Genomic DNA, 14,900 nt, shown 5'->3' with positions numbered 1-14,900 from the left:
TCCCGCCCGCGGGAGGACGGACGCGCTCGGCCGTAGAATCGGGAGCGTGACCGTCGCCTCCACGCCTGACCTCGAAGCCGACCGCCAGACCCTCATCTCGCTGATCGGGGAAGAGGCCGTCTTCTTCGGCGACTTCACCCTGTCGAGCGGCAAGAAGGCGTCCTACTACGTCGACATGCGCAAGCTCACCCTCGACCACCGCGCCGCACCCGCCATCGGCCGAATCATGCTCGACCTGATCCGGGACGTCGACGGGATCGTCGCCGTCGGTGGGCTCACCCTCGGCGCCGACCCCATCGCCAACGCGGTCATGCACGAATCGGCGCGCACCGACAGCCCGCTCGACGCGTTCGTCGTCCGAAAGGAGCCGAAGGACCACGGCCGCGGTCGTCAGGTCGAAGGCGCGGACGTCGTCGGCAAGCGGGTCATCGTCGTCGAGGACACCTCGACCACCGGACAGTCCGCCCTGAAGGCCGTCGAAGCGCTGCGCCGCGAAGGCGCCGAGCCCGTCGCGGTCGCCGTCATCGTCGACCGCAAGACCGGGGCGCAGGCCGCGGTCGAGGCGGAGGGGCTCACGTGGCTCGCGGCGATCGACCTCGACGATCTGGGCCTGCAGCCGCAGTAGTCCGCGTCGCGATCAGGGCTCGAGGTCCTCCCCGGGAGTGCTCCGGTCGTCGTCCCCGCCGCCCCGTCTGCGGCGCACCGCCTGGACGATCACGACGACCAGCGAGGCCACCAGCGTCAGGGTGACGACGGCGAACAGCAGGTTCTGCTCGAGCTCGTTCATGCGGTCCTCCCCGGGGGTCGCCTCCCACTCTCCCACCTTCCGCGGGGAACGGCCCGGTGCATGCCCTCGAATCGTCCGCTGCGCGTGACGGCGTCGCCGGCCGAGCGTAGGGTCGAGACTGTGGCGCGAGACACCTGGGACCCCGGACACCTTCCCGATCTGAGCGGTCGCCGCTACCTCGTGACCGGGTCGAACGCGGGCCTCGGATTCTTCTCGTGCCTGCAATTGGCGGGCGCGGGCGCGCACGTCATCATGAGCGGCCGCAACCCGTCCCGGCTGTCGCGCGCGCGTGCCGCGCTGCTCGCGCAGGTGCCCGATGCCGACCTCGAGACCCTCGCCCTCGACACCAGCAATCTGGGTTCGATCCGTTCCGCCGCGGCCACCGTCCGCGGCCGCGTCGGCCTGCACGGTGTGCTGCTGAACGCCGGGATCGTGCACCCGCCGCGGACCCGCGAGCTCACCCTCGACGGGCATGAGCTCGTCATCGCCACGAACGCGCTCGGTCACTATGCGCTCGCCGGCGCGCTGCTTCCCGCGCTCGCCGCGGCACGGGGCCGGATGGTCTGGCTGGGCTCCGTCTCGACGACACTCTTCCCCTGGGACCCGGTGGACCCTGAGCTCGTCCACGGCTACACGCCGTGGCGCGCGTACGTGCAGTCGAAGGTCGCGACCTCGGCGCTCGGGTTCGAAGCGGATCGCCGGCTGCGGGCGGCATCCGTCCCGGTGGCGAGCCTCGTCGCACATCCCGGCTACTCGCTCGGCGGGCGCACGCGGCGCATCGCCGGGGTGAACGCGCCGACGCGGCGCAAGCGCTTCGTCGGCGGGCTGCAGGCGCCGATCGCGCAGTCGAAGGAGCGCGGCGCGTGGGCGCCCGTGCGTGCGCTGGTGGATGCCGACGCGGAGGGCGGCGAGTACTGGGGGCCGGCCTACGGCATCACCGGGGCGCCTGAGCGGGGGACGCCCTCGCGGGTCACGATCGACCCCGACGTCGGCGCGCGGATGTGGCACTACGCCGAGCACGCGACGCGCACGGAGTGGCCGTACCTGCGGGGCCGGAAGATCCGCATCCGCTGACGATGCGGCCGTCGGCGACCCCCGACGGTTGCGCGCGCCCGTCCCGCCGCGGTAGTCATGACGCATCCGGTGAAGGGGACGACATGGCAGAGGCGACGGGGCGCGGCGCGGCGGCGCCCGAGGTCCGCGAGGTGCTGGACGAGATCCGCACCCTGATCCCGGGGCGCGAGATCCGCGAGGTCGCGATGTTCGGCGCCGTCGCCGTGATGGTGGACGACGCGATGGCCGTCGCCGTGCACAAGGACCGGACGCTTCTCGTGCGCGTCGCGGCCGACGAGGACGACCGGATGCTGGACGAGCCCGACGCCCGCCGCGCCGTCATGGGCCGGGATCGGGACATGGGCGCCGGGTGGCTGCACATCGACCTGGATCCCGAGCGTTCGCGGCTGGGGCACTGGGTGGAGGCCGCGCTGCGCCGACCGCGGTGATCGCTGCCGGAGTCAGGCGGTGATCGCCGCCGGCGTCAGGCGGTGACCGCCGCCGACGTCAGGCGGTGAGCCAGACGGCGCGACCGCCGGCGGGGGGCAGCTGCACCGTCGCGCCGCCGTCGACGTTGACCGCGTCGGGGCCCGTCGCGGTCACGGTGTGGCCGACGTCGATGCCGACGTCACCGAGCGAGCGGAGGAGCGCCGGGTCGCGGTCCGAGATCCGCAGCACGCGGCCGGTGTGGCCCACGGGCGCCTCGGCGAGCAGGACGAACGGGACGCGCTCCACGGTGCCGTCGGCGGCCGGGATGGCGTCGCCGTGCGGGTCGAACCTCGGATGTCCGAGGCGCTCGTCGATCCCGGCGAGCAGGCGGTCGCTGATCGTGTGCTCGAGGACCTCCGCCTCGTCGTGCACCTCGTCCCAGCCGTACCCGAACTCCCGGACGAGCCAGGTCTCGATGAGACGGTGGCGCCGGATGACCGCGGTGGCGCGTGCCCGTCCGGCATCCGTCAGCGAGATCGGTCCGTACGGACGGTGCGTGACGAGATCCTGCGCGGCGAGCTTCTTGATCATCTCGGTGACCGTCGACGGGGCCAGGCCGAGTTCGGCGGCGAGGATCGACGGCGTCACCGGCTGCGTCTGCCACTCGGTGTGGTGGTAGATCGTCTTCAGGTAGTCGTCGACGGCGGACGCGGAGGCGGGCACGGATCCAGGCTATCCGCCGGCGAACGTCAACCAGAGGAGCAGCCCGTTGAGGCCGATGAGGAAGACGGATGCCGCGACCCCGGCGGCCGTGGTGAGCGCACGGTTACGGTACGGGCCGAGCAGGCCGCGCTGAGCGGTGAGGGCGACGAGCGGGACGAGCGCGAACGGGATGCCGAAGCTCAGGACCACCTGGCTCAGGATCAGGGCGAGCGTCGGGTCGACGCCGAGCGCGAGGATCGCGAGCGCGGGGATGAGGGTGACCAGGCGGCGCGCGAGGAGCGGGATGCGCACCCGCAGGAGCCCGTGCATGATCTCGGCGCCGGCGTAGGCGCCGACGGCGGTGCTGGCCAGGCCGCTGGCCAGAAGGCCGACCGCGAACAGTGTCGCGACGACCGGACCGATGCCCCCCGAGAGCGCGGCGTAGGCGCCTTCGAGGCTGTCGGTGCCGGGCACGCCGGCGAGGTTCGCGGCGGCGAGCAGCAGGATGGCGAGGTTCACGGTGCCGGCGATGGCGAGAGCGATCGTCACGTCCCAGCGCGTCGCGCGCAGCAGGCGGGCCGTGTCGGGGAGGGCGGCGGTCGCCGGACCGGGCGAGGGCGCGGCGCCGTTCACCGGTCCGGGCGCGGCGGCATCCGTGGCGGGCGGGGTGGCGACGGCATCCGTTCGGAGAGGCCGGTCGGCGATCGGGCGGAACCGGTCGCGGGTCAGGGCGCTGTGGGCGTAGATGGCGTGCGGCATGATCGTCGCGCCCAGGATGGAGGCGGCGAGGAGCACCGAGTCGGTCCCCTCGAAGCGCGGGAGGAGTCCCTCGAGGACGCCGGATGCCTCGGGAGGACCGATGAAGACGCCGTAGGTGAACCCCAGGGCGATGATCGCCATGAGGCCTATGATGACGAACTCGAAGCTGCGTGCGCCTCGTCGCGACTGGATCAGCAGCAGGACGATCGACACGGTGCCGGTGATGACCCCGCCCCACAGCAGCGGGACGCCGAACAGCAGCCAGAGCGCGACGGCGCCGCCGATGATCTCGGCGACATCGGTGGCCATCGCGACGAGTTCGGCCTGCAGCCAGTACGCGCGACGGGCGGTGGTGCTCCGGATGCGTTCGCCGAGCACCTCGGGCAGGCTCATCCCGGTGACGATGCCGAGCTTCGCCGACAGGTACTGGATCAGCCACGCCATGACGTTGCCGAGGACGACGACCCAGACCAGGAGGTAGCCGTACCGCGCCCCCGCGGTCATGTTGCTGGCGACGTTGCCGGGATCCAGGTAGGCGACCCCGGCGACCAGGGCCGGCCCGAGCAGCCACGCGGTGCGGCGGGCAGCGTTCCGCCCGGGGGCGGGCGCAGGGGCGAGGGCGGCTTTCGGCATACCGAAAAATGTAGCAGGGTCTTTCGGTCAGCCGAAAGATAGATCGTCTGGTCCCCCGCGGTGGGCGGCGGTGGCGCGCGGCGGCGGGAGTCGAAGGGGGCGACTCCGCCTCGGGTGCCCGTCGGATCGCGGAGCCTCGCGAGGCTAGCCTGGATCCGTGACCGACCTCCCCGAGCCGCAGCTGCCGGCAGAGCCGCAGCGCGAGGTCGAGCCGGCGGTCGAGCCGCAGCTGCCGGTCGGCGTCGGTCCGTGGCCAGGCGGACCCGATGCGTGGCCGGACCACGCGCGGTACGACCGGGAGCTCCTGGAGCACGGCGACCGCCGCAACGTCGTCGACCGGTACCGGTACTGGACGATGGCCGCCATCGTCGCGGACTTGGATGAGAGGCGGCATCCGTTCCACGTCGCCATCGAGAACTGGCAGCACGACATGAACATCGGCTCCATCGTGCGCAGCGCGAATGCGTTCGGCGCGGCGGAGGTCCACATCATCGGCAAGCGCCGCTGGAACCGCCGCGGCGCGATGGTCACCGACCGGTACCAGCATGTGCGCCACCACGAGGACGTCGCGGCGTTCGCCGCGTGGGCGACGGATGCCGGACTTCCGATCCTCGCCGTCGACAACGTCGAGGGCTCCGTCCCCGTCGACCGCGCCGACCTGCCCGAGCGATGCGTGCTGCTGTTCGGTCAGGAGGGGCCGGGACTGTCGCCGGAGGCGCTCGCCGCGGCATCCGGCGTCATCGAGATCACGCAGTACGGATCCACGCGCTCGATCAACGCGTCGGCCGCCGCCGCCGTGGTCATGTACGAATGGTGCCGCCGCTACGCGTGACACCGCAGCCGGGTGCTCGGAGCGTCAGCCGATCCCGGTCCAGCCCGACGGGGCGCCCTCGCCGTCCGATCCCCCTTCGCCGGTGTCGGACGCGTTCGCTCCGCCGAACAGCACGTCGGTGAGTCGTGCCGCCGCTGCGCGAGAGGTGCGCTCACCGCTCCGCGAGCGCTCCCGTCGCTGCGAAGCGGCGCGCGCCTTCGCTTCGCCGGGAGGCGCTCGCACTTCGTGCGCCAGAGGCGGGCTCACCGCTCCGCAAGGCGTCAGCCCTTCGCTTCGCGCGAAATGCGTGCCCACCGCCGCGGCCGGCCGCGAGTCGTCAGCCGCCGACGGCGGATCGGCCGGGGCTCGGTCGTCAGCCGCCGACGGCGAGCCACTCCGAGCGGCGCACCCGCCAGCCCAGCGTGGCGAGCCGCGCGAGCATGTACACGCCGAAGAAGCAGACTGCGAGCCACGCGAGGCCGGCCGCCCCGGTCGGCAGAAGCATCCACACGACGATCAGAGCCGGGACGTACGGGACGAGGTTCAGGGCGCCCGCGATCGCGAGGTACTTCGCGTCCCCGGCGCCCATGAGCACCCCGTCGAGCACGAAGACGACGCCGCAGACGGGCTGCGCGACCGCGAGCACCAGCAGGGCCGGCTGGATCAGGGCCGCCAGCGCGGCATCCCCGGTGAAGACGAGCCCGATGACGCCCGACAGAGCACCGATGATCCCGCCGACGATGACGCCGAACCAGATCCCCCACGCGACGGTCCGACCGAGCACCCTCCGGACGAACGGCTCGTCGCCGGCTCCGAGTCCCCGGCCGATGAGCGCCTGCGCGGCGATGGCCAGGGCGTCGAGCGCGAACGCGGCGGTCGAGAACATCGTGAAGGCGACCTGCCAGCCCGCGAGCTCCTCCGTGCCGATCGCGGTCGCGACGGCGACGGTCACCAGCAGTGCCAGCCGCAGCGAGACGGTCCGCAGGAACAGCCAGCCGCCCGAGCGGGCGGAGCCCCGGACGCCGTCGCGCTGCGGCAGCACGGATGCCGCGTGCCGCTTCGCAAGTCGTCCGATCACGACGGCGTAGGCGGCGACCATGCCCCACTGCGCCACGACCGTGCCGGCGGCCGACCCCGTGATGCCCCAGCCGAAGCCGTAGATGAAGAGTGCGTTGAGAAGGGCGTTCGCGGCGAAGCCGGCGCCGGCGATCCACAGCGGGGTGACGGTGTCCTGCATGCCGCGGAGCAGGCCGGTCGCCGCGAACACGATGAGCATCGCCGGGAGGCCCCACATCGACAGGCCGAGGTAAGCCTCCGCCTGCTCGGCGACCTCGCGCGCGGGATCGAAGAGGCCCACGAGGAGGGGAGTCGCCAGCGATCCGACGAGGGCCAGCAGTGCGCCGAGGCCCAGCGCGAGCCACAGGCCGTCGATGCCGACGCTCACGGCGCTGCTCTTGTCGCCGGCGCCGAAGCGGCGCGCGACGGCGGGCGTCGTCGAGTACGCGAGGAACACCATCAGACCGACGATGGTCTGCAGCACGGCGCTCGCGATGCCGAGCCCGGCGAGCGGCACGACACCGAGGTGGCCGATGAGGGCGGCATCCACGATGAGGAACATCGGCTCGGCGACGAGCGCGCCGAGCGCGGGGACGGCGAGGCGCAGGATCTCGCGGTTGAGGGTCTGCGCGGCCATGGATTTCAGCCTAGGGGCGACCGGGGACCGCCCGTGCCGGCTGGCGGTGCGGGGTGTCGTGCCGACGCGGCACGGATGACGGAGATCCTGTGCCGGTCGTGTGCCCGACCCGCGGATTTCCGCGGAAGTGGGACCGGCCGAGGTCGAAATCTCCGTCGGGCGTGCACGACGTCGGTCCGCCCGCCCGTGCGGCGGCGCCGCGGTGCACCACGCCGACGACGGCGAAAGACCCGCGCCGCCGGATCGGCGTTCGGCGGCGCGGGTCGGTTTCGGGGCGGGAGGCGGTCCCGGGGGTCAGGCCTCGCTGACGGGGCGCGGCGCGAGGCGCGCGAGCTGCGTGACGTGACGCGGCTCGAGCTCGTCGATGCTCGCGACCCCGAGCAGCTTCATCGTGCGCTCGATCTCGCTCCGCAGGATCTCGATCGTCTTGTCGACGCCCGCGCGACCGCCGGCCATCAGGCCGTACAGGTAGGCGCGGCCGATGAGCGTGAACTTCGCGCCCAGCGCCATCGCCGCCACGATGTCGGCGCCGTTCATGATGCCCGTGTCGACCATCACCGTCGCGTCCTTGCCGACCTCGCGGACGACGGACGGCAGCAGGTGGAACGGGATCGGCGCGCGGTCCAGCTGGCGGCCGCCGTGGTTGGACAGGATGATGCCGTCGACGCCGTGGTCGATGAGCCGCTTCGAGTCCTCGACGTTCTGCACGCCCTTGATCACGATCTTGCCGGGCCAGATCTCCCGGATGACCTTCAGGTCCTCGTAGCTGATCGTCGGGTCCATCGCGGCGTTGAGCAGGTCGCCGACCGTGCCGCCGGTCGCCGACAGCGACGCGAACTCGAGCTTCGGGGTGGTGAGGAAGTCGATCCACCACCACGGCCGCGGGATCGCGTTGATGATCGTGCCGAGGGTCAGCTGCGGCGGGATCGAGAAGCCGTTGCGCTTGTCGCGCAGGCGCGCACCGGCGACGGGGGTATCGACGGTGAACTGCAGCGTGTCGAAGCCGGCGGCACCGGCGCGGCGCGCGAGTTCGTACGAGATCTCCCGGTCGCGCATCACGTACAGCTGGAACCAGTTGCGGCCGTGCGGGTTCGCCGCCTTCACGTCCTCGATGGACGTCGTGCCCAGCGTCGACAGCGTGAACGGGATGCCGGCGGCTCCCGCCGCGCCCGCCCCGGCGATCTCGCCCTCGGTCTGCATGAGGCGCGTGAACCCGGTCGGCGCGATGCCGAACGGCAGCGCCGAGGGTCCGCCGAGGATCTCGACCGACGTGTCGACGTCGGCCGCGGGACGCAGCACGTCCGGGTGGAACTCGACATCCTCGAACGCCTGACGTGCGCGGGCCAGCGAGGTCTCGCCCTCCGCCGCGCCGTCGGTGTAGTCGAACGCCGCCTTGGGGGTCCGCCGCTTCGCGATGGTGCGCAGATCGTTGATCGTGTACGCGGCATCCAGACGACGCTTCGTCCCGTTGAGCTCGGGCTTCTTGAACTTCATGAGGTCGAGGATCTCGACCGGGTTGGGGAGTTGACGCTTCACCATGATGATCCGTTCTCAGGCCCGCGGTTCGTGGCGGCGGGGCCGGTGTGTGCGCGCGACGAGGTCGCGCAGGGATTCGAGGGAGCCGCTCAGGATGCCGGCGGCGCGTGCCTGCACGAGGATATTCCCCAGTGCGGTGGCTTCGACAGGTCCCGCGAGGACGGGAACGCCCGCGCGGTCGGCGGTGCGCTGGCAGAGCAGCTCGTTGAGCGCGCCGCCGCCGACGATGTGGATGACCTTCACGTCCACGCCGCCGACCCGGCCCGCCTCGTGCGCCGCGTCGGCGAAGGCCTGCGCGAGCGACTCGATGATGCTGCGGGCGAACTCGGCGCGCGTGCGCGGGGCGGCGACCCCGTGCTCCTCGCACCAGGCCGTGATGCGGGCGGGCATGTCGCCCGGCGGCAGGAAGCGCGGATCGTCGACGTCGAAGACGGCGACGGGGCTCGACACCTCCTCGGCCGAGTCCAGCAGCGTTGGCAGGTCGATCGGGTGGCCTTCGCGCTGCCAGCCGCGCACCGCCTCGCTGAGGATCCACAGTCCCATGACGTTGCGGAGCAGCCGGATGCGGCCGTCGACGCCGCCCTCGTTCGTGAACTTCGCCGCGCGGGCCGCATCGGTGAGGATCGGCCGGTCCGCCTCGACGCCGACGAGGCCCCATGTGCCGCACGAGATGTAGGCGGCATCCGGCGACGACATCGGGACGGCGACGACAGCGGATGCCGTGTCGTGCGACCCCACCGCGGTGACGGCGGGACGGAACCCGGCGGACAGGCCGAGGGTCGCCGCGACGTCGTCGCTGAGGTGGCCGAGCGTCTCGCCCGGGGCGATGAGCGGCGCGAGGACGCTCCGCGGGAAGCCGAGCGCGTCGATCAGCTCGTCGTCCCATTCGCCGGTGTCGGCGCGGAGGAGTCCGGTCGTCGACGCGTTCGTCCGCTCGGTGCGGGCGCTTCCGGTGAGCCAGTACCCGACCAGGTCGGGGATCAGCAGGGCGTGCTCGGCCAGCTGCAGCAGCTCGGGATCCTCGGCGGCGAACTGGTACAGCGTGTTGAACGGCAGGAACTGCAGGCCGTTGCGGCCGAACAGCTCGGCGTGCGGCATCCGTTCGTGCACCGACTCGACGCCGCGCGCGGTGCGCTCGTCCCGGTAGTGGAACGGCTCGCCGAGCAGGCGCGACCGGGTCAGCAGACCGTAGTCGACGGCCCACGAGTCGACGCCGATGCTGGCGATCCCCGGCGTCTGGCGCAGCGCGTCGCGGAGCCCGCCCAGGACCGCGCCGTACATCCCGACGAGGTTCCAGTGCAGGCCGTCGGCCAGACGGACGGGGTCGTTCGGGAACCGCGCGACCGTCGTCGTGTCGAGCCGGTCCGGCCCGACGGTGCCGACGATCACGCGTCCGCTGGTGGCGCCCAGGTCGACGGCGGCGACCGTCCCGGCGGTCATGCGCACGCCCCCGTCGCCGAGAGCGCCGTCTGCGGTCGAGTGCGCCGGTCGGTGCCGCGCCCCAGCCGGCGCGCTCGGCCGGAACCGGCGCGCTCGGCGAGGGGAGCGGATGCCGTGCGCGTCATCGCAGGAACGCGGCGGCGACGCCGGAGTCGACCGGGATGTGGAGGCCGGTCGTGCGGGTCAGCTCGGGGCCGGTGAGGACGTACACCGCGTCGGCGACGTTCTCCGGCACGACCTCGCGCTTGAGGATCGTGCGGTTCGCGTAGAACTGCCCGAGGTCCTCTTCCTTCACGCCGTAGGTCGCGGCGCGGTTGGCGCCCCATCCCGACGCGAAGATGCCCGAGCCGCGGACGACGCCATCGGGGTTGATGCCGTTGACGCGGATGCCGTGCTCGCCGAGCTCGACGGCCAGCAGGCGCACCTGGTGGGCCTGGTCGGCCTTGGTCGCCGAGTAGGCGATGTTGTTCGGGCCGGCGAAGACGGAGTTCTTCGACGAGATGTAGATGACGTCGCCGCCCATGCGCTGCTCGATGAGCGCCTTGGCCGCCGTCTTCGCGACGAGGAAGGAGCCCTTGGCCATCACGTCGTGCTGCAGGTCCCAGTCCTTCTCGGTGGTCTCCAGCAGCGGCTTCGACAGTGACAGGCCCGCGTTGTTGACGACGAGGTCGATGCCGCCGAAGGCGAGGACGGTCGCGTCGATGGCGGCCTGCACGCCCGCGGCATCCGCCACGTTCGCCGCGACGCCGATGGCGACGTCGGTGCCGCCGAGCTCGGCGGCGGCTGCCTGCGCCTTCTCGAGGTCGAGGTCGGCGATGACGACGCACGCGCCCTCGGCGGCCAGGCGGGTCGCGATCGCCTTGCCGATGCCCGATGCCGCGCCGGTGACGAAGGCGATGCGGCCCTGGTGGGTCTTCGGCTTCGGCATCCGCTGCAGCTTCGCCTCTTCGAGGGCCCAGTACTCGATGCGGAACTTCTCGGCGTCCGAGATCGGGGCGTAGGTCGACAGCGCCTCGGCGCCGCGCATCACGTTGATCGCGTTGACGTAGAACTCGCCGGCGACGCGCGCGGTCTGCTTGTTGGCACCGAAGCTGAACATGCCGACGCCGGGGACGAGGACGATGAGCGGGTCGGCGCCGCGGATCGCGGGGCTCTCCGCGGTCGCATGGGCGTCGTAGTAGGCCTGGTAGTCGGCGCGGTACGCCTCGTGCAGCTCCGTGAGCCGTGCGATCGACTCCTCGACGCTCGCCGAGGCGGGCAGGTCGAGGATCATCGGCTTGACCTTGGTGCGCAGGAAGTGGTCGGGGCAGCTCGTGCCGAGCTCCGCGAGGGCGGGCGCGTTCTCGGATGCCAGGAAGTCGAGGACCACGTCGCTGTCGGTGTAGTGGCCGACCATCGGCTTGTCGGCGGAGGCGAGACCGCGGATCGTCGGGGCCAGGGCGGCCGCCTTCGCGCGACGCTCGGCCTCGGGCAGGGCCTCGAAGCCGGGGCGGACGGCGCCGAACGGGTCGGCCTTGCCGTGCTCGGCGATGTAGGCGGCGGCGGTCTCGATGATCCAGAGGCTGTTGGCCTCGGACTCCTCGGACGTGTCGCCCCAGGCGGTGATGCCGTGACCGCCGAGGATCGTTCCGATCGCCTGCGGGTTCTTCGCCTTGATCTCGGCGATGTCGAGCCCGAGCTGGAAGCCGGGGCGGCGCCAGGGGACCCAGACGACCTTGTCGCCGAAGATCTCGGACGTCAGCTTCTCGCCGTCGGCGGCGGTCGCGATCGCGATGCCGGCGTCGGGGTGCAGGTGGTCGACGTGCGCCGCGTCGACGAGGCCGTGCATGGCCGTGTCGATGGAGGGGGCGGCGCCGCCCTTGCCGTGGAGGCAGTAGTCGAACGCGGCGACCATCTCGTCCTCGCGCTCGACGCCCGGGTAGACGTCGACGAGGGCGCGCATGCGGTCGAGCCGCAGCACCGCGAGACCCTCGGGCTTGAGGGTGCCCAGGTCACCGCCGGACCCCTTGACCCACAGGAGCTCGACGGGCTCGCCGGTGACCGGATCGGTCTCGGTGCCCTTGGCGGACGTGTTGCCGCCGGCGTAGTTGGTGTTCTTCGGGTCTGCGCCGAGACGGTTGCTGCGAGCGATGAGCTCGGCGGCGGTCGGATTGGTCATGTCTTTCCTTCGTGATGAAGCGGGGATGGGGGGTCAGGCGCGGGCGGATGCGGAGGTCTCGTTCGCGAGCGGAACATGCTCGCCGTAGCGCTCGCGTTCGATGTCCTCGAGCGACTTGCCCTCGGTGTCCGGCGCCCAGATGGTGCCGATGAGGAGCGCCGCGACGAGCAGCGCCACGATGATCGAGCCGAGGCCCGCAAGGCCCAGGTGGGTGAGCAGGACGGGGAACACGAGGCTGAGCACGCCGACCATGACGCGGGCGAGCATGAAGAGCATGCCCTGCGCGCTCGCGCGGTAGCGCGTCGCGAACAGCTCCGCCGTCCAGAGGCCGTAGAACGCCTGTGCGCCGACACCGGCCGAGATGCCCCACGCCACGGCGAAGAACAGCAGCGAGAACAGGCCCGGAGGGGCGTAGATGAGCACGGCCCACGCGACGACGCCGAGCACGGCGCCGGCGGCGTACAGCCACCGGCGGCGGACGCGGTCGCCGTAGCGCATGAAGATCGCCCACGTGGCGAGGGCGGTCAGGCTCCAGACCAGCACCTGCAGCAGGTTCTGCTGGATCGGGTCCTCGACGCCGGCAGCCGCGTACACGCGGGGCTGGAAGATGCCCGCCTGGCCGGCGACGGTGTTCCACAGGCCGTAGACGCCGAGCAGGAAGAGCAGGGCGGTGTAGTTGCGACGGTCCTTCAGCAGCCCCGAGATGCCGGAGAAGAAGGAGATCTTCTCGCCGCCGTCGCGCTCGCGCTGCCGCTGCTCCGTCCAGCGGCGCGATTCGGGCAGGCCGCGGCGGACCCACCACGTGATCGCGGCGATGACGAACAGGTGGAGGAAGATGATGCGCGAGCCCCACAGGCCGAGCGGCGCGACGACGACGGCGAGCAGGAAGCCGACGGCGGGACCGATCGACCAGGCGAGCTGAGCCGTGCCGACGTGCGCCGCACGGCGCTCGTTCGGCGCCTCCTCGGCGATGTAGGTCCAGGAGGCGGGGACGCCGGCACCGACCGCGATGCCCATGAGGATGACGCCGATGATCAGGAGCGCCACGTTGGGCGCGAACGCGACCATCAGCGCGCCCAGCATGAACACGATGAGGTCGTACGTGTAGATGAACTTCCGTCCCAGGCGGTCGCAGAGCGGCCCGCCGATCGCCGCGCCGAGCGCGGCGCCGAACGCGTTCGCCGACAGCGCGGCGATGACGCCGACGACGCCGTCATCGAAGCCGAAGCTCTCCTGCCAGAGCGTCAGGCTCGTGGCGAGCGCGATGATCGCGCCCGCCTCGATGTAGTTCGACATCGCGACGGCGATGGTCGCCTTCCAGGCGGTCAGTGTCCGCTGCGCCATCCTCAGGCGCCCCACCCTGCCTGGGTGCCCCCGATGCGGTCGGCAGCGATGCTCTGCTGGTACCCCGAGGCGAGGTAGGCGGCGAACGGGTCGGCGGGCAGGCCGCGCGATTCGCGCCACTCGGCGAGGGCGGGACGGACGTCGGTGTAGAACGCGTCCATCAGGATGCCGTTGGCTCCGAGGACGTCGTTCGACTGCTGTGCGGCGGCGAGGGCGTCGCGGTCGACGAGCAGCGCCCGAGCGGTCATCTCCTGGACGTTGAGCACCGAGCGGATCTGGCCCGGGATCTTGTCCTCGATGTTGTGGCACTGGTCGAGCATGAACGCCACGTCGGGGTTGTTGAGGCCGCCGCCGCGCACGACCTCGACGAGGATGCGGAACAGCTGGAACGGGTCGGCCGAGCCGACGATGAGGTCGTCGTCGGCGTAGAAGCGCGAGTTGAAGTCGAACGAGCCGAGCTTGCCGAGGCGCAGCAGCTGCATGACGATGAACTCGATGTTGGTTCCGGGGGCGTGGTGCCCGGTGTCGAGGCACACCATGGCCTTGTCGCCGAGGGCGGCGACCTGGGCGTAGGACGTTCCCCAGTCCGGGACGTCGGTGTGGTAGAACGACGGCTCGAAGAACTTGTACTCGAGAACGAGGCGCTGCTCGTCGCCGAGGCGGGCGTAGATCTGCTGCAGCGAGTCCTGCAGGCGGTCCTGGCGGCCGCGCATGTCGTTCTGGCCGGGGTAGTTGGAGCCCTCGGCGAGCCAGATCTTCAGGTCGCGGGAGCCGGTGGCGTGCATCACGTCGATGCACTCGAAGTGGTGGTCGATCGCCTTGCGGCGGATGCGCTCGTCGTGGTGCGTCAGCGCGCCGAACTTGTAGTCCTCGTCCTGGAACGTGTTGGAGTTGACGGTGCCGAGCTGGACGCCCAGGTCCTCGGCGTGTGCGCGGAGCGCGTCGTAGTCGTCGACCTTGTCCCAGGGGATGTGCAGCGCGACGCTCGGGGCGAGGGCGGTGTGCGCGTGGACCTGCGCGGCGTCGGCGATCTTCTCGAACGGGTCGCGCGGGGTGCCCTCCGTCGCGAAGACGCGGAATCGGGTGCCGGAGTTGCCGAAGGCCCAGCTGGGCAGCTCGATGGCCTGCCCTTCGAGCTCGGTGAGGATGTCGGAGGACAACGTCGTCATGATGCGTCGCTTTCGTGGTCGGCGGCGGATGCCAGCTGGTCGTGGAGGTGGAAGATCTCGGTGAGGGGGGTGGCGGCCTGGTCGGGGCGGCCCTCGAGGCCGACGAAGAACCGGGCCATGTCGGCTTCCCACCGTGCGGCGACGGGAGACGCGGCGAGGTAGGCCTGTGCGGCCGCGTCGTCGTCGGTCTCGTAGTAGCCGAACAGGCGGCCGCCCTCGCCGAGGAAGATCGTGTAGTTGCGGCGGCCGGATGCCTCGATCTCGGCGAGCATCTCGGGCCAGACGGGGCTGTGCCGGGCGACGTACTCGTCGACGAGTGCGGGGTCGACCTGCAGCTGGAAGCCGACGCGGGTCATGTCACTCCTTTGTGGGATGCCGGTGCGCGG

General features: G+C 71.8%; 15 protein-coding genes. 4 read left to right on the top strand and 11 right to left on the bottom strand.

Translation table 11 applies throughout. From position 1 onward, the window contains the following. The first annotated feature begins 46 nt into the window (after positions 1-46). On the top strand, positions 47-625 hold the full coding sequence (pyrE, locus tag AB3M83_RS00685) for an orotate phosphoribosyltransferase (protein ID WP_412944423.1): 579 nt from the start codon (positions 47-49) through the stop codon (positions 623-625). A 12-nt stretch (positions 626-637) separates the two neighbouring features. Here the strand turns inward: pyrE and AB3M83_RS00680 are convergent, their stop codons facing one another. Beyond that, complete coding sequence (locus AB3M83_RS00680; protein ID WP_412944422.1) at positions 638-787, bottom strand: hypothetical protein; 150 nt, start codon at positions 785-787, stop codon at positions 638-640. Positions 788-907: 120 nt separating this feature from the next. Here AB3M83_RS00680 and AB3M83_RS00675 point away from each other — a divergent pair, with 120 nt between their 5' ends. Continuing rightward, entirely contained in the window at positions 908-1,861 is a 954-nt protein-coding gene (locus AB3M83_RS00675; protein WP_412944421.1) for an SDR family NAD(P)-dependent oxidoreductase, read from the top strand. A gap of 83 nt (positions 1,862-1,944) precedes the next feature. Beyond that, a complete protein-coding gene (locus AB3M83_RS00670; RefSeq protein WP_412944420.1) occupies positions 1,945-2,289 on the top strand; it encodes a TfoX/Sxy family protein in 345 nt (114 codons plus the stop codon). Positions 2,290-2,347: 58 nt separating this feature from the next. On the opposite strand, the gene AB3M83_RS00665 is transcribed toward AB3M83_RS00670, so the two are convergent. Together AB3M83_RS00665 and AB3M83_RS00660 are read right to left on the bottom strand one after the other, a co-directional pair. Beyond that, complete coding sequence (locus tag AB3M83_RS00665; protein WP_412944419.1) at positions 2,348-2,992, bottom strand: metal-dependent transcriptional regulator; 645 nt, start codon at positions 2,990-2,992, stop codon at positions 2,348-2,350. Between the two features lie 9 nt (positions 2,993-3,001). Beyond that, positions 3,002-4,363, bottom strand: coding sequence for an Nramp family divalent metal transporter (locus AB3M83_RS00660; RefSeq protein WP_412944418.1), 1,362 nt, complete (start codon positions 4,361-4,363; stop codon positions 3,002-3,004). A 157-nt stretch (positions 4,364-4,520) separates the two neighbouring features. Between AB3M83_RS00660 and AB3M83_RS00655 the strand changes: the two genes are divergently transcribed. Then, entirely contained in the window at positions 4,521-5,195 is a 675-nt protein-coding gene (locus tag AB3M83_RS00655) for a TrmH family RNA methyltransferase (RefSeq protein WP_412944417.1), read from the top strand. A 24-nt stretch (positions 5,196-5,219) separates the two neighbouring features. Here AB3M83_RS00655 and AB3M83_RS00650 read toward each other — a convergent pair whose 3' ends face one another. The 8 genes from AB3M83_RS00650 to AB3M83_RS00615 form a co-directional block, all read right to left on the bottom strand. Beyond that, positions 5,220-5,417 (bottom strand): hypothetical protein, encoded by a 198-nt coding sequence (locus AB3M83_RS00650; protein WP_412944416.1) that lies wholly within the window; start codon positions 5,415-5,417, stop codon positions 5,220-5,222. 130 nt (positions 5,418-5,547) lie between these two features. Then, on the bottom strand, positions 5,548-6,867 hold the full coding sequence (locus AB3M83_RS00645; RefSeq protein WP_412944414.1) for an MATE family efflux transporter: 1,320 nt from the start codon (positions 6,865-6,867) through the stop codon (positions 5,548-5,550). A 294-nt stretch (positions 6,868-7,161) separates the two neighbouring features. After that, positions 7,162-8,406 carry an alpha-hydroxy acid oxidase gene (locus AB3M83_RS00640; protein WP_412944412.1) on the bottom strand — a complete coding sequence of 415 codons (1,245 nt, stop codon included), beginning with the start codon at positions 8,404-8,406 and terminating at the stop codon, positions 7,162-7,164. A 12-nt stretch (positions 8,407-8,418) separates the two neighbouring features. Beyond that, positions 8,419-9,843 (bottom strand): rhamnulokinase, encoded by a 1,425-nt coding sequence (locus AB3M83_RS00635; protein ID WP_412944411.1) that lies wholly within the window; start codon positions 9,841-9,843, stop codon positions 8,419-8,421. 121 nt (positions 9,844-9,964) lie between these two features. Beyond that, on the bottom strand, positions 9,965-12,001 hold the full coding sequence (locus AB3M83_RS00630) for a bifunctional aldolase/short-chain dehydrogenase (protein WP_412944410.1): 2,037 nt from the start codon (positions 11,999-12,001) through the stop codon (positions 9,965-9,967). 33 nt (positions 12,002-12,034) lie between these two features. Continuing rightward, positions 12,035-13,345: an MFS transporter gene (locus AB3M83_RS00625; RefSeq protein WP_412944409.1), complete on the bottom strand. Its 1,311-nt coding sequence runs from the start codon at positions 13,343-13,345 to the stop codon at positions 12,035-12,037. A 2-nt stretch (positions 13,346-13,347) separates the two neighbouring features. Next, the gene (gene rhaI, locus AB3M83_RS00620; protein ID WP_412944408.1) at positions 13,348-14,514 is read right to left on the bottom strand and encodes an L-rhamnose isomerase; all 1,167 of its coding nucleotides are present in this window, start codon (positions 14,512-14,514) and stop codon (positions 13,348-13,350) included. Next, a complete protein-coding gene (locus AB3M83_RS00615; RefSeq protein WP_412944407.1) occupies positions 14,511-14,870 on the bottom strand; it encodes an L-rhamnose mutarotase in 360 nt (119 codons plus the stop codon). The genes rhaI and AB3M83_RS00615 overlap by 4 nt, the downstream gene beginning before the upstream one ends. Positions 14,871-14,900: the final 30 nt, after the last annotated feature.

The organism is Microbacterium pasadenense (assembly GCF_047246565.1).
Lineage (GTDB): Bacteria > Actinomycetota > Actinomycetes > Actinomycetales > Microbacteriaceae > Microbacterium.
This window is presented reverse-complemented; position numbering and strand designations above follow the sequence as displayed.

Excerpts from the sequence above, each read along its gene's own strand:
- rhaI (WP_412944408.1), bottom strand. The coding sequence starts at position 14,514 with ATGACGACGTTGTCCTCCGACATCCTCACCGAGCTCGAAGGGCAGGCC.
- AB3M83_RS00630 (WP_412944410.1), bottom strand. The coding sequence starts at position 12,001 with ATGACCAATCCGACCGCCGCCGAGCTCATCGCTCGCAGCAACCGTCTC.
- AB3M83_RS00645 (WP_412944414.1), bottom strand. The coding sequence starts at position 6,867 with ATGGCCGCGCAGACCCTCAACCGCGAGATCCTGCGCCTCGCCGTCCCC.
- AB3M83_RS00670 (WP_412944420.1), top strand. The coding sequence starts at position 1,945 with ATGGCAGAGGCGACGGGGCGCGGCGCGGCGGCGCCCGAGGTCCGCGAG.
- AB3M83_RS00615 (WP_412944407.1), bottom strand. The coding sequence starts at position 14,870 with ATGACCCGCGTCGGCTTCCAGCTGCAGGTCGACCCCGCACTCGTCGAC.
- AB3M83_RS00660 (WP_412944418.1), bottom strand. The coding sequence starts at position 4,363 with ATGCCGAAAGCCGCCCTCGCCCCTGCGCCCGCCCCCGGGCGGAACGCT.
- AB3M83_RS00625 (WP_412944409.1), bottom strand. The coding sequence starts at position 13,345 with ATGGCGCAGCGGACACTGACCGCCTGGAAGGCGACCATCGCCGTCGCG.
- AB3M83_RS00680 (WP_412944422.1), bottom strand. The coding sequence starts at position 787 with ATGAACGAGCTCGAGCAGAACCTGCTGTTCGCCGTCGTCACCCTGACG.
- AB3M83_RS00640 (WP_412944412.1), bottom strand. The coding sequence starts at position 8,406 with ATGGTGAAGCGTCAACTCCCCAACCCGGTCGAGATCCTCGACCTCATG.
- AB3M83_RS00635 (WP_412944411.1), bottom strand. The coding sequence starts at position 9,843 with ATGACCGCCGGGACGGTCGCCGCCGTCGACCTGGGCGCCACCAGCGGA.